Source organism: Bartonella doshiae NCTC 12862 = ATCC 700133 (assembly GCF_000278155.1).
Lineage (GTDB): Bacteria > Pseudomonadota > Alphaproteobacteria > Rhizobiales > Rhizobiaceae > Bartonella > Bartonella doshiae.
Genome location: NZ_JH725095.1, coordinates 65,450 through 80,223 on the forward strand (window position 1 = coordinate 65,450; position 14,774 = coordinate 80,223).

The 14,774-nt window shown below is 36.3% G+C and carries 10 protein-coding genes and 1 tRNA gene; 7 read left to right on the top strand and 4 right to left on the bottom strand.

The genetic code is table 11. From position 1 onward, the window contains the following. Positions 1–42: 42 nt before the first annotated feature. Positions 43–366, bottom strand: a complete 324-nt coding sequence (locus tag MCS_RS03225) for a HesB/IscA family protein (RefSeq protein ID WP_004855634.1) — start codon at positions 364–366, stop codon at positions 43–45. 111 nt (positions 367–477) lie between these two features. Between MCS_RS03225 and MCS_RS03230 the strand changes: the two genes are divergently transcribed. The 3 genes from MCS_RS03230 (at position 478) to MCS_RS03240 (ending at position 6,075) form a co-directional block, all read left to right on the top strand. Beyond that, on the top strand, positions 478–1,674 hold the full coding sequence (locus MCS_RS03230; protein ID WP_004855636.1) for a deoxyguanosinetriphosphate triphosphohydrolase: 1,197 nt from the start codon (positions 478–480) through the stop codon (positions 1,672–1,674). 31 nt (positions 1,675–1,705) lie between these two features. Continuing rightward, positions 1,706–3,463, top strand: a complete 1,758-nt coding sequence (gene argS / locus MCS_RS03235) for an arginine--tRNA ligase (protein ID WP_004855637.1) — start codon at positions 1,706–1,708, stop codon at positions 3,461–3,463. A gap of 164 nt (positions 3,464–3,627) precedes the next feature. After that, positions 3,628–6,075: an SPOR domain-containing protein gene (locus MCS_RS03240; RefSeq protein WP_024864216.1), complete on the top strand. Its 2,448-nt coding sequence runs from the start codon at positions 3,628–3,630 to the stop codon at positions 6,073–6,075. 60 nt (positions 6,076–6,135) lie between these two features. Here MCS_RS03240 and MCS_RS03245 read toward each other — a convergent pair whose 3' ends face one another. Continuing rightward, entirely contained in the window at positions 6,136–6,537 is a 402-nt protein-coding gene (locus MCS_RS03245) for a hypothetical protein (RefSeq protein ID WP_004855640.1), read from the bottom strand. Positions 6,538–6,841: 304 nt separating this feature from the next. Between MCS_RS03245 and MCS_RS03250 the strand changes: the two genes are divergently transcribed. Further along, on the top strand, positions 6,842–7,948 hold the full coding sequence (locus MCS_RS03250) for a branched-chain amino acid aminotransferase (protein ID WP_004855641.1): 1,107 nt from the start codon (positions 6,842–6,844) through the stop codon (positions 7,946–7,948). Between the two features lie 112 nt (positions 7,949–8,060). Here the strand turns inward: MCS_RS03250 and glpX are convergent, their stop codons facing one another. Next, complete coding sequence (glpX, locus tag MCS_RS03255; RefSeq protein WP_004855643.1) at positions 8,061–9,050, bottom strand: class II fructose-bisphosphatase; 990 nt, start codon at positions 9,048–9,050, stop codon at positions 8,061–8,063. A 148-nt stretch (positions 9,051–9,198) separates the two neighbouring features. Beyond that, positions 9,199–10,515, bottom strand: coding sequence for a homoserine dehydrogenase (locus MCS_RS03260; RefSeq protein WP_004855644.1), 1,317 nt, complete (start codon positions 10,513–10,515; stop codon positions 9,199–9,201). A gap of 742 nt (positions 10,516–11,257) precedes the next feature. On the opposite strand from MCS_RS03260, the gene MCS_RS03270 reads away from it, so the two are divergent. The 3 genes from MCS_RS03270 to MCS_RS03280 all read left to right on the top strand — a co-directional run bounded on the left by MCS_RS03270 (position 11,258) and on the right by MCS_RS03280 (position 14,729). Further along, positions 11,258–11,332: transfer RNA gene (locus MCS_RS03270), tRNA-Glu, on the top strand. Between the two features lie 617 nt (positions 11,333–11,949). Continuing rightward, a complete protein-coding gene (locus MCS_RS03275) occupies positions 11,950–13,194 on the top strand; it encodes an NADP-dependent isocitrate dehydrogenase (RefSeq protein ID WP_004855645.1) in 1,245 nt (414 codons plus the stop codon). Positions 13,195–13,301: 107 nt separating this feature from the next. Further along, positions 13,302–14,729, top strand: a complete 1,428-nt coding sequence (locus tag MCS_RS03280) for an MFS transporter (RefSeq protein ID WP_004855647.1) — start codon at positions 13,302–13,304, stop codon at positions 14,727–14,729. Positions 14,730–14,774: the final 45 nt, after the last annotated feature.

Genomic DNA, 14,774 nt, shown 5'->3' on the forward strand with positions numbered 1-14,774 from the left:
AAGTAATAATCTTTTCAAGAAGCAAATCACACAATCACCATCCTAAATTGAAAAACTTACACCGCAACCGCAAGATGAAACAGCATTGGGATTATAAATTTGAAAAGACTGCCCTACAAGATCATCAACAAAGTCAATCTCAGCTCCTTCCATAAAGGGATATGAGACTGTATCAATAAAAACAACTGCTCCATCTTTCTTAAAAACAAAATCATCATCTCTACTTTCAGAAACCAAATTATATTTATAAGAAAAACCAGAACATCCGCCACCTTCAACAGAAATACGTAATCCTATTTTATCTGGTTCACCCAAAAGTATCTGTGCAATCCGCTTAGCAGCAGCATCTGAAATATTCACACCCATTTTATATATCCTTGCGTTAAACTATCAAGAAAGAGTATCCCCAGCTAAAGAGAAATTTATAAATTAATATAAAAACCAATCTTAATTTAGGATGAGAATGGAGAACTTGCAATGGATATAAGCAATACTAACTACCAATCTCGAGCAATCTATAGTGCCAATCCGCAAAAAAGCCGTGGTAGATTATTCCATGAAACTATGAATACTATGCGAACACCTTTTCAACGAGACAGAGACCGTATTATCCATTCTAATGCATTTCGACGCCTTAAACACAAAACTCAAGTATTCATTGCTGATGAAAGTGATCACTATCGTACAAGACTTACGCATTCAATAGAAGTTTCTCAGATTGCACGAACATTAGCCCGTGCACTGTATCTTGATGAAGATCTTGCCGAAGCGATTGCCCTTGCTCACGACTTTGGACATACACCTTTCGGACATGCGGGAGAGGATGCTCTTAATGAAGCAATGGTAGATTATGGTGGTTTTGATCACAATGCACAGGCATTACGCATTGTCACAAAACTAGAACAACGTTATGCAAATTTTGATGGTCTTAACCTTACTTGGGAAACACTCGAAGGACTTGTGAAACATAATGGCCCTCTTTTAGGTCCATATGCAAAGAATAAAGAAATTCCTATCGATATTCTACAGTACAATGCAAAGCAGGATCTTGAACTTGATTGCTTTGCTGGACTAGAAGCACAATGTGCTGCTATTGCAGATGATATTGCCTATAATGCACATGATATTGATGATGGTTTACGTTCGCAATTTTTAACGATTGATCAATTCGAAAATGTTTCTCTCACTGAATCATTGTTAAAAGACATAAAAAAAGAACATCCACAACTTGATCAAACTCGCTGTGGTTACGAACTGGTGCGTCGTCAGATAACAATTATGGTCAAAGATGTTATCAAACAATCACGAGAAAATTTAATGCACATCAAACCGACAAGCATAAGCGATATTCACCAAGCAGAACAAACTATTGTTACCTTTTCACCCATGATGACCACTCAAGAAAAAGAATTGAAAAATTTTCTTTTTAAAAATCTTTATTATCACGAACAAGTCCTCAGTCGCCGCAATGCAGCAAAACGCATTGTACAAAAACTATTCGACTGTTATTATAACAATCCGAATGTAATGCCTGAAAACTGGCATATCAAAACAACTCACTTAACAAATCAAGAGTTAGCACGTCTCATTGCTGACTTTCTATCAGGTATGACCGATCACTATGCCCTACGTGAATATCGTCGTTTATTTGACCGTAAAGATAATTTCGTTTAATTGCTTTTGCAATACATAATGGAAGTTAAATATGAATGTCTTTAAAAATTTCGAGAAAAAAATTAAAAAATCACTCGAATCATCTGATATAAAAGGAAAAAATGTCGAGGATTTAGATTTATCAAAAATTACCGTTGATCCCCCACGCGATTCCTCACATGGACATTTATCCACCAATGCCGCTATGGTGCTTTCAAAGTCTATAGGACTTAACCCACGTGCACTTGCAGAGAAAATCGCAGAACTTTTCAAAAATGACTCTTCTATCGACTCCATTGATGTCGCCGGCCCTGGATTTATCAATATCAAACTTACAAAATCATTTTGGCAAGATACAATAAAATCCATACTTGAAGCAGGCATATCTTATGGCCGCATTCCCATGGGGCATGGGAAACGAATCAATGTTGAATATGTATCAGCAAACCCAACAGGTCCTATGCATGTTGGACATTGCCGCGGTGCTGTTGTTGGAGATGTCCTTTCCAATTTGCTGCAATTTGTTGGTTATGACATTACGAAAGAATATTACATAAATGATGCTGGTCAACAAATCGAAGTACTCGCCCATTCTGTGCTGTTGCGCTATCGTGAAGCCCTTGGGCAGAAAATTAATGAAATTCCAGAAGGGCTCTATCCTGGTGAATACCTAGTACCATTGGGGCAGTCACTTGCTGAAGAGTTTGGTGATCAATTACTCACCATGGATAAAGATGAGGCTTTATCTATCGTGAAAGAGCGTGCGATTAATGCAATGATGTCGATGATTCGCAAGGATTTAGCTGCTCTTAATATTCATCATGATATCTTTTTTTCTGAACGCATGCTTTATGCAGACAATGCACGTGCCATTCGCAATACAATTAATAATCTTACTTTAAATGGTTATATCTACAAAGGAAAGCTTCCACCTCCAAAAGGTCAAGATACTGAAGACTGGGAACCCAGCGAACAAACTTTGTTTCGTTCAACTGATGTTGGAGATGATCAAGATCGTGTTTTGGTTAAATCTAACGGTTCTTACACTTATTTTGCTGCTGATGTTGCTTATTTTCATGACAAATTCAATCGTTGTTTTGATGAAATGATTTATATTCTAGGTGCAGATCATGCTGGCTATGTCAAGCGACTAGAAGCGATGGCAAAAGCGGTTTCTGGCGATAAAGCAAAATTGAGTGTTTTTTTGTGTCAATTGGTAAAACTTTTTCGTAATGGTCAACCTGTACGTATGTCGAAAAGAGCAGGATCATTTATCACTCTCCGCGAGGTTGTAGAAGAAGTTGGTCGTGATCCAGTACGTTTTATGATGTTGTATCGTAAGTGTGAAGCTCCTCTCGATTTTGATTTTGCAAAAGTAACAGAGCAATCAAAAGATAATCCTATTTTTTACGTACAATATGCAAGTGCACGTTGTCACTCAATCTTTCGTCAAGCGCAAGATACTTTTGATATTGAAAATTTTTCCAATGATACAATGATCACACAACTTAACCGATTAACTGACGACAATGAAATATTCTTGATACGCAAACTTTCCGAATATCCACGCATCATTGAGCAAGCTGTAATTCATAAAGAACCGCATCGATTAGCCTTTTATCTTTATGATCTTGCTTCGAATTTTCATGCCCATTGGAATAAGGGCAATGATAATCCTAAGTTACGCTTTATTCAACCTGCTGATAAAGAACTATCATTTGCTAGACTTGGGTTGATACAAGCTGTCATTCATATTCTATCATCAGGGCTTAAAATAATAGGAGTAGAAGCTCCGGCAGAAATGCGTTGAAAAAGTTCTATAAATACATAAAATGAGGGCTTTATTGATAAACTTTTTCGTGTATTCTTGATAAGAGGAGAGAATTTATAATTTCAAGAATATTCAAAATATAATAAATCAAAATTAACCATTATTTATTGCATGCAAATGCAGGTCATTATATGAGAGAAACTATGAGCGATAACGATCGCAAAGATCCATGCGAAATAAAACAGGGCCATGAATACCATGATCCCTTAGAGAGACTTGAGCAAGGCTTAAATTCAAATGAAAAAAGCGATAAACAAAACACTCAATCTTCATTACAGCCTGATCAATCAATATCCCAATCGCCTCCAACTCCATTCCATGGTGATGATTTTGATCTATCCTTTCTAGAAGCAGAACTTGAGAATAATTTAACCAGTAATTTTCCTTTTGGTAAGCAAGAGAAGCAAGAGGATTTGCACAAAACAAGCAATGAATCAACTTTCGTAGATGTTGAAAAAAGCGTTCACTTTAACCATTCAGAGCAAAAAAAAATTTTATCTGAGAACATATATTCTTCGCCTATCTGTCATGACGAAGAGCAAATTTTGGATGCACTTTCTCCATTACCTATCCAAAAGAATCAATCATCTCAAAAGAAAACAACACCAATCAATGCAGATCCGTTTTTTAAAAAAGATGATTTGAGCGAACAATCACAAAATGCCTTTTCAGAGGAATCTAATAGAGGAAATAACAGTACAATTACACCAACATCCTGTGAACAAGTCAACCGCTTCTCTCAAACGACTTCCCAATACTCAAATGTACAACAAAATTATGATGACAACCAAAGTTCCTATAATACTTTCACAAGTAATCCATATGAATATCCAACGGATCAAGAATATCATACTACTATTTCAAATTCCTCTACCAATGCAAACACGTCTCCTTCATCTTCTTTGGATTCAACACAAACTAATAAACAATCTGATTTAAAAGATTTTCCGCAAAAAGGTTATACGACTAATTATCCCCAATTATACGAAGATAAATTCTCAGAGCAAGAATTTGATGCCGTAAAGATTCCAGAATATAATGATACACATGATCAATATATTAATGTTAATAATGCTGGAAATATTTCTGATCAAAACAATGAAAAAAAGGTTTTATATAACCAAAATCCATTAACTAAAGTACACCCCTCATCAGAAAACTTAAGCAGTATGCGAGCGGATAATTTTTTTGCGCAAAATTATGCGCATAGGGACACACCAGCCCCAAATGTTGACACTTATAAATTTGCAGAGGGAATCGTAGAAAAAACGGGACCAATTATGGTTCCAGAAGTTCCCTATGAAGCACCAGAATATGATGTGCCTACTGATGATCTGAAAAAAGAATTTGCTGATGTCTTCAATGTAGGAAATGTTCCAGAAGAGGATTTTTCTAGGCAACAACAAAATGAAGCCTTCAATGAAATCTTTCATAAAACGATACAAAATTTAGGAGAAGATACATATATAAAAAAGCAAAATACCAACGATTTCCCTACAGACAATACAGAATATTATTCTTCTTTTAGCAAGAATTCGGCATACAAAGATATTAATGAAGTTCCTTCTCATACATCACTAACCTCAGCCTTTAAAAGTTTGATTATTAGTAAAATCTCTACCAGAAGCATTGTCCTTCTGACTTTAATAGTGCTTGGTTATGTTGGTTATTTTCATTTTTTTGTACCATCACAAACAAATGAAAACATACCCATCATCTACGCTGATAATGTGCCTTTTAAAATTAAGCAAGAATCCACAAAAACAGAAAGCGATATTGCGCATAATTTAGATGTTTATAAACAAACAACAGGACAAAATGAAAAACCAGAAAGTACGCAGCAATTTCTTATTGATAATTCTGAAGCAGCTGAAGATTTAATATCATTAAATCAACAAGAATCCACAAGTAATTCATCTTCTTCTTTTGATGGATCTGATGTTGACGACGCCGTTACAGAAGCCATCAATCACACTATTCCAGCGCGAGAAGTACAGACTGTTATTGTAAAACCAGATGGTACAATTACACTATCTCCAGCGCATTACACAGATAAAAAACCTGCTGATAAAACTGAAGAAACAATTGACCAAGCTTCTGTAGAGCAACCTCAAGACACTTCTCAGGCTTCTTCGCACTTTTCTGACACAAAGAGCCAAGATACAGAGCACAATCTTAAATCTGATATTGATCAAATAATAGCAGAAAATACTTTTCCATCTCGTGCTAAGGAAAAAAACAAAAATACATTTATACCTATTCCTTCGCATGCGAAAATTAATTCAGCAACACAAACACATATCGCTTCTAATCTCCCCTTGCCAAACAGAGAAACCATACAAAACTCGGAAAATTATTATGTACAACTCGCATCCCAACCAACGCATGCATTGGCTAAAGATTCTCTAAAAAGAGCCAAATCTAAATTTGGATATCTTATCGGCACGCATCCTTTAAATATTCAATCTGCTCTCATTCCAGGAAAAGGAACCTATTATCGCGTTCGTGTTCAAACGCGAAACCGTAATGAAGCCATAAATCTTTGTGAAGACATAAAAAATTCCGGTGGAAATTGTTTTATTACCCGTTAAAAAGTAGTGCAATGGCTTTACAACTATTGCACTACTCGTTTTGCTAAATAACTGGTTGATTTATTGATTAACTTCAGGAATTAAAATCATATTAGATTTTTCTTGTTCATGCGCTTGAGTTGGCTGTGCTTCTTGGCTTATGCTTTTTTGCGCCTTTTCACCTGAAGGGATTTGTTCATAGAGTGATGAGGTCGTATCTTTATTGCTATTAGGCACTGGAAATGTCGTATTTAAATCGCTCTTCGGAAGAGTTATTGTCTGGCTTGATTCTGTAGCATTATAGTGGGATATGTGTTTGGAGGATTTTTCAAAAAAAGATCCGAAAAAACCAAAAATAAACCACAGAATAAGAAGCGCAAGAATAATAGCAAAGATACCTTTACCAATCAAATTACGCTGTTCACGTTCTATTTTTTTTGCGGCTCTATATTCCTCATATGTTGGGTACTTTCTATCAATCATAGTGAATTCCTTTTCTCAATTCCCTTATTTAGTTATCTAAATGATAAGCGTATATGAAATTATTTTAAGCACTTATTTCAAAAAACACTAAAGATCGATAAAAGTTCCAAAATCCCTGATAAAGCCTAGAAAAAAAATACGCAAATAATGTCAAACAGATACCTCTAGATCTCATTACTTTGAGTTTCATAATAAAACATTGACATGAAGAATTTGCTTATCATAATGCTACAATGAAAATGCTTTACTATTTCTTTAGTCAAGAATACATAGAAATAAAACATTACCCCAGAAGGTTTTACGTATGCAGTCTCCGATATCTTCAGTTCCGTTTAAAATAGAAAAACATCCGTCACCTCTATCAGATGAGGAACGTGAAAAGATTCTTAAAAATCCTGGTTTTGGTCAATTTTTTACAGATCACATGGGGATCGTTAAATGGACTAAAGATAAAGGTTGGCATAATGCTGTCATCTCTCAATATAAATCTTTAGAGATTAATCCAGCAAGTACCGTTCTGCATTATGCGCAAGAGATTTTTGAAGGTCTAAAAGCATATCGTGCAAAAGATGGGCGTATTTTGTTGTTCCGCCCCGATTCTAATGCACAGCGTTTTATGGAATCAGCACAACGACTTGCTATGCCTGAATTGCCAAAGGACATTTTTTTAGATGCTGTTCACCAATTGGTAAGAATTGATCAGAAATGGGTTTCTGATAATCCCAATGCTAGCCTTTACATACGTCCATTCATGTTTGGTAATGAAAACTTTTTGGGAGTTCGTCCTTCTAAAGAATATCTTTTCTGTATCATAGCATCTCCTGTTGAATTGTACTTCAAAGGAGAAGAAAAACCTGTCAGCGTATGGCTTGAAACAGATTATAGCCGTGCTGGTCCAGGCGGAACAGGTGCTGCAAAATGTGGCGGTAACTATGCAGCAAGCTTACTCGCACAAAAAAGTGCAACTGAAAACAATTGTACCCAAGTACTCTTCCTTGATATGGTTGAACATAAATGGATTGAAGAACTTGGTGGTATGAATGTTTGCTTTATTATGGCAGATAATACACTTGTAACACCTGCACTTAGTGGCACTATTCTTCCAGGTATTACGCGTGATTCAATTTTAAAGCTAGCAAAAAAAATGGGTTTAACGATAGAAGAACGTCCTTATTCTTTTGAGTCACTCAAAAAAGATGCACAAAGTGGTTATCTAAAAGAAGTTTTTGCTTGTGGTACCGCTGCTGTTATCACATCAATCGGACGTTTTAAATATAAAAGTGGGGAGTTCACTGTTGGGAATGAAATAATCGGCAAAGTTACAGAACAACTTCGCACACAACTAGTCGGCCTTCAAAAAGGAAATATAGAAGATAAAAACAACTGGGTGCATTCCGTCCAACTTTCATAACAATAAAGGCATATTCAAATATATCTCCTAAAAAAACCATGAAAGCTTTATGGGAGCCTTCATGGTTTTTTGCAGAATACATTCTTATTCATTAATAAATAACAGAGAAAAACTATTCGTCAAACTTTGAATAATCTCTATGCTGCGCTTTTATATTCCGAACCGTACCAGTGTGTGAACGCATCACAAGAGTTTCAGTCTGAATATAGCGTGAGGTGAATTTGACACCAGAAAGCATATTGCCATCAGTAACACCTGTTGCGGAAAACAAAACATCTCCCTTTGCCATTTCTTCCATTGTATAAATTCTATCAGGATTATCGATCCCCATTTTAGCGGCACGTACTATCTTTTCTTCCGTATCAAGCTGTAAACGCCCTTGCATCTGCCCACCAATACAACGCAATGCTGCAGAAGCTAACACACCCTCTGGAGCTCCGCCAATGCCCATATAAATATCAATACCCGTTTCATCTGGATCAGTTGTATCAATAACAGCAGCAACATCACCATCACCAATTAAGCGAATTGACGCTCCTGTTGCACGAACTTCATCAATGAGCTTTGCGTGACGAGGCCGATCCATAATACAAACAGTAATCTGATTAACTGCAACTCCCTTAGCCTTTGCAAGCGAATGTATATTGTCAGCAGGATGAGCATCTATATCAACCACCCCTTTTGGATAACCAGGACCGATAGCAATTTTTTCCATATAAACATCAGGAGCGTAAAGTAAATTACCCTTTTCTGCAATAGCAACTACTGCGAGGGAATTAGCAAGATTTTTTGCACAAATTGTAGTTCCTTCAAGGGGGTCAAGTGCAATATCAACTGCCAACCCATTTTGGAGACCAACTTTCTCTCCGATATAAAGCATAGGAGCTTCATCACGCTCACCTTCACCAATTACCACTGTACCATCAATAGGCAAACGATTAAGTTCCTTACGCATTGCATCTACAGCAGCTTGATCAGCAGCCTTTTCATCACCACGTCCGCGCCAGCCCGCAGCTGCAACAGCAGCACGTTCCGTTACACGTACCAATTCGAGCGTTAGAATACGATCAAGTCCATTTAAAATTTTTTGAGTTGTGGGCATATAAAAAATCCTACTGCATGAGTACTAGAAAAAACATTAACACTCATTATCAAGTATTACGAATAAAGCTTTTTGCAAAGACAAGAGCTTTCCACAAGAGAAAAAATATTCAGATTTCCATTTGTTGTTATAAAATAAATGATCAACTCTATGCCATAGATTCGATACGAATGAACTGAGGCTTTGCGATAAGATAACCATCTTTTTCAATTGCTGCCAGCGCTTGTCGTATATTCACTTCCGTTGTTTCATGCGTTATTAAAATGATTGTTTTTGTTTTTACAGCCTGACCTTCTACAAAAGGCCTTTGAACGATCGATTCTAATGAGATATAGTTATCAGCCATATGCCTTGCAACCGTTGCAAAAACACCAGCACGATCATGAACACTCAAACGAATAAAATAATCACCTGCATGATGAGAGATCTGCGCTTTTTTATGAGGAGTAAGCTCTAATGCTGGACGTCCTAAAACAGGTGCATATAGAAAACCAATACGCGCTTTTGCTATATCAGCTAAATCAGCAACCACCGCTGATGCAGTTGCTTCTCCTCCAGCCCCAAGACCAGAAAGCACCAATTCACCTAATAAGTCGCTTTGAATAGAAAGGGCATTTGTCACACCATGAATCTGCGCAATCATCGATGAGGTTGGCACCATTGTTGGATGAACACGTTGTGCTATTCCAGTATCGGTTTTTAATGCAACCCCTAAAAGCTTAATCCGATATCCCAATTCATCAGCTGCACGGATATCAATTTGCGAAATATTGCTAATCCCCTCAACATATACATCATCTAAAGAGATCTCAGTACCAAATGCCAAACTTGTCAATAAAGCTAATTTATGTGCAGTATCATTGCCACCAATATCAAAAGTCGGATCAGCTTCAGCATAACCAAGCCTTTGCGCATCAGCCAAACAATCTTCAAATGAAAGCCCTTCAGTAAACATCCGTGTTAAAATGTAGTTACAGGTTCCATTAAGAATGCCATAAATCCGCGACACATGATTAGCGGAAAGTGATTCTCTCATTGCTTTAACAACAGGAATTCCTCCTGCAACGGCAGCCTCAAAATTAAAAAAAATGCCTTTTTTTTCTGCATTAATAGCAAACTCCACCCCATGTCGAGCAAGAAGCGCTTTATTAGCAGTAACAACATGATGTCCCGATTCAATCGCTTTCTGAACAGCAGCACGCACAACATCAATTTCACCACCAATTAACTCAACAAAAACATTAATTTCATTAGAAGCAGCCATTTCCACAGGTGAATCGAACCATTTTACACTGCTTAAATCAATTCCACGATCACGGCCCTTATCACGTGCACTAACAGCAACAATTTCGATTGAGCGCCCGCATTGACACGCCAAACTATCAGCTTTTTCGCGTAAAATCCGAACAACTGAAGCACCAACAGTGCCAAGACCAGCAATGCCAACTTTCAAAGATTCTATCATTATCTAACTGCTTCCCCTTAACTTTACTAAAAAATATTTAAATTATGCGTAACACTACGTAAATGATGCTGATAACCAACAGCCATTCTTCTATGCATCCCAATTTCTCTCCTAGTGCAATAGCAACATCTACGCATTTAATAAAAATTTAAGAACGCAAATATGCATATTTTAAAGCATAAGAACCCCTATAAAACTATTAATTCAAATATTGAAATTGTCCCATAAATACATGATAAACTTTCAATTATAAATACGGCATCTTTTTATACATCTTGCCAGCGATAGCAACATAAAGAAGAATTATTTTTTATAGATTTGAGTAACTATAACTATATGAAAATACATTTTATAAGCTCAAAAGAATTTTATAGACATCAGAAACGATAACCTATTCCTGCAAAAAGGAAAGTCTATCCTACCATCTTAGCTACGTATACATTTCACAGCAAACAGAAAATAACACAAAGAATACCCCGCTTTCCAAAACTGCTAATTTATCATTTTCATTTATTAGACGAACTGAAAAAATATCATTCGATTATGAAGCTTCCATAAAAAAATTCCCTATCAACCGTTATTATTATATTTTTCACGAAAAACTTTAAAAAATAAAATAATCTGGTGAAAATAATGTAGGCATATTCAAAGATGATTTTAATAAGATACGTTTTTTTCAAAAAAATGACAAAGGGGGCTTGCGAAGTAAAAAGATCCTCTCTATAAGCCTCATCATTGGTATGCGCCCATCGTCTAGCGGTTAGGACGCCGCCCTTTCACGGCGGAAACAGGGGTTCGATTCCCCTTGGGCGTACCATGTTGTTTTTATCACAAATAACCTATTGATTTTCCATATGTTTTTAAGTGAGAGAATAGGATTTTTAAATAAGGCCAAAATAAAATACTGCATAGGGAGCTATTTTTCATAAAGGCAAAAGCTACTAGTTTATACTGAAAAAGCGAATTCTAAAGAGAGTATCTTAGCAAGCAACTTCAAAATTATAATTCTTTTAATCACATAGAATTTTGATCTCGATTAGCAGTCCATAATCCAAGGACCCAAATGACACTCTCTTCGCAATCTTATAAACAATGTATTTACCTCATATAACTGTAATGAAAATAATAAATTTATCAAATATTTAAGTTTTTTAATAAAAATAAATAAATTCGTATTATGGATAAGTATCTACTTGTCCTCCCGTTAAATAAATTTCTTTATATTAAAAATGATCATGCATTAACAAAACATTACGTAAAAGATATTATTTTCTTTTCAAGATATGCGTTCTTCAACAAAATTTTATATTCTATGGAATAGATATTCTAACAGAATTACGTTTGAGGGCTCCTCTACCATTCCTTGTTTTTACTTTTAATTACAAAACTGAAAGTGCTATAGAATAATATTACTTAAATGAAAAAGGATTTCTAATGGCAAAGATCAAAGTGGAAAAACCTGTTGTTGAACTCGATGGGGATGAAATGACCCGTATCATTTGGAAATATATCAAAGACAAGCTGATCTATCCCTATCTCGATATCGATCTCAAATATTACGATCTTTCCGTCGGGAATCGAGATGCAACCAACGATCAAGTAACGATCGACTCTGCTAATGCTATCAAAAAATATGGGGTCGGCATAAAATGTGCAACTATCACACCTGATGAATCACGTGTCAAAGAATTTAATCTCAAAAAAATGTGGAAATCACCCAATGGCACAATCCGCAATATCTTAGGAGGAGTTATTTTCCGTGAACCTATTATTTGCAAAAATGTACCACGCTTGGTTTCTAACTGGACAAAACCAATTATTATCGGACGCCACGCTTTTGGTGATCAGTATAAAGCAACTGATTTCAAATTCCCTAGCAAAGGCAAACTAAGTATCAAATTTATTGGCGATGACAATCAAGTTATCGAACATGAAGTTTTTGATGCCCCAAGTGCAGGGGTTGCCATGGCTATGTATAATCTCGATGAATCAATTCGTGATTTTGCTCGCGCATCTTTTAATTATGGACTACAACGGAATGTTCCAGTCTATCTTTCAACAAAAAATACCATTCTAAAGGCTTATGATGGGCGTTTTAAAGACATCTTTCAAGAAATATTTGACGCAGAATTTAAAGCTGAATTCGAAAATTGTAAATTATATTACGAGCATCGTCTGATTGATGACATGGTTGCTTCTGCACTGAAATGGTCAGGTGGCTACGTGTGGGCATGTAAAAACTATGATGGTGATGTTCAATCAGATATCGTTGCTCAGGGCTTCGGTTCCCTTGGTCTTATGACTTCTGTTCTCATGACACCAGACGGTAAAATTGTCGAAGCAGAAGCCGCACATGGTACAGTAACACGACATTATCGTCAGCATCAAAGAGGTGAAGAGACATCAACAAATTCTATTGCTTCTATCTTTGCATGGACACGGGGATTAGCACACCGCGCAAAACTTGATAACAATGAGAAATTAAAAAACTTTGCCACAACATTGGAAAAAGTTTGTATTAAAACTGTTGAAGAAGGTTTTATGACCAAAGATCTCGCACTTTTGATTGGACCTAAACAAAAATGGCTTTCTACAACAGGTTTTCTCGATAAAATTGATGAAAATTTCAAAAAAGCTATAAGCAATGAGAAAATTAGTGATAAAGAAAGTTATATTTAATTAGATTTAAAGCTCTGTGAAAGCAGAGCTTTGAATCTTTACTTGGCAAATTCAAATAACTGCCGTATAAAGTGAGAAAAGGCGATTATTATTAAATAGAAAAAACAGTGGAAAAACAAAGCTGGTCTACATTTTTATGGGGTAAAAATGGTATTTGCTTTCTGACGTTTACAGGCGGTGTTATTTTACATGCAACCAACGTTTATATTGTTATTACTATTTTACCCTCTCTGATTAATGATCTCGGCGGTGAATCGTATTATTCTTGGGTAGCGACTGTTTTTATTACAGCTTCACTGCTTGGTACTTCGCTTGCAACAAAGACACTAGGAAAAATAGGTCCTCGCAAAGCCTATGTTATCTCTGGGATTATTTTTACTGTTGGCACTTTTATATGCAGCGTGTCTTCAACTATGCCATTATTTTTGTTCGGACGCTTTATTCAAGGATTCGGAAGTGGTTCCTTGCTGTCCTTATCCTATTCCATGGTACGTATTGTTTTTAATCCATCTTTATGGTCCCATGCACTAAGTATTATCTCTGGTATGTGGGGAATATCAACCTTGTTAGGACCAGCTATTGGCGGCATTTCTATACAATATGGTGTATGGAGAGTATCCTTTTGGATAATCGGCACATTGGCAATAATCTTCTCACTCATAGCTCTTAAAGTTTTGCCAAAAGAAAATGAAAACTCTGTTCCAGCAACTCCTCTCCCCCTCCTACAACTTCTCATACTCGTCTTATTGATTTTCATCATTTCTGCTGGGGGAGCTATGGATACAACAATTATGCAAATCTGCGGATTAATGATCGGATTCAGCCTTCTCTTTGTTCTAGCAAAGATCGAATCATCTACCGTTTATCCCATGCTGCCCCAGAAATCCTTTTCTTTTTCTTCTGAACTTTTTTCTGTTTACACATTAATACTCATTATGACGACAGTTGTGTACAGTATAGAGCTTTATTTCCCCCTTTTCCTTCAAGAGCTTCACGGGCAAAATCCGCTTATTGCCGGTTATATAGCAGCACTCATGAGCTTTGGTTGGACGTGTGGTTCTCTATACAGTGTTGGTGTATCTGCGAAAAAAATTCATAGAATCATTATATATTCTCCCATATTCAGCCTTTTAGGCATAACAATTCTTTTATGGTTTGTTCCAGTAGAAGTTTCTACACCTTTATATATTTTTATTATTTGCTTAGCATTATTCGCAATTGGGATTAGTGCTGGCACAGCGTGGCCACATCTATTAACGCGAATCTTACAATGTGCAAACGATAAAGATGCTCTGCGTGCTAGCGAATCTCTAACATCTGTACAGTTATTTTCAGCTGCTTTAAGTGCAACGTTAGCAGGGATAATCACCAATCTTGCTGGAATTTTGAATCCTGGAGGAATAACAGGGATGATTTTAGCAGCAAAAGCGCTTCTTGTCGTCCTCATCAGTCTTTTATTTTGTCTTGGTATTCCATTTGCCCTCCGCGTTTCTTACAGCATATTGAAAAATCCGACAGGACAAATTAAAAAATGAGCAAATGTCTTTTCCCCCGAAAAAACATTCATAACTGTGACATAT

Coding starts and splice junctions, on each gene's coding strand:
- MCS_RS03275 (WP_004855645.1), top strand. CDS start 11,950: ATGGCAAAGATCAAAGTGGAAAAACCTGTTGTTGAACTCGATGGGGAT.
- MCS_RS03245 (WP_004855640.1), bottom strand. CDS start 6,537: ATGATTGATAGAAAGTACCCAACATATGAGGAATATAGAGCCGCAAAA.
- glpX (WP_004855643.1), bottom strand. CDS start 9,050: ATGCCCACAACTCAAAAAATTTTAAATGGACTTGATCGTATTCTAACG.
- argS (WP_004855637.1), top strand. CDS start 1,706: ATGAATGTCTTTAAAAATTTCGAGAAAAAAATTAAAAAATCACTCGAA.
- MCS_RS03225 (WP_004855634.1), bottom strand. CDS start 366: ATGGGTGTGAATATTTCAGATGCTGCTGCTAAGCGGATTGCACAGATA.
- MCS_RS03260 (WP_004855644.1), bottom strand. CDS start 10,515: ATGATAGAATCTTTGAAAGTTGGCATTGCTGGTCTTGGCACTGTTGGT.
- MCS_RS03240 (WP_024864216.1), top strand. CDS start 3,628: ATGAGCGATAACGATCGCAAAGATCCATGCGAAATAAAACAGGGCCAT.
- MCS_RS03250 (WP_004855641.1), top strand. CDS start 6,842: ATGCAGTCTCCGATATCTTCAGTTCCGTTTAAAATAGAAAAACATCCG.
- MCS_RS03230 (WP_004855636.1), top strand. CDS start 478: ATGGATATAAGCAATACTAACTACCAATCTCGAGCAATCTATAGTGCC.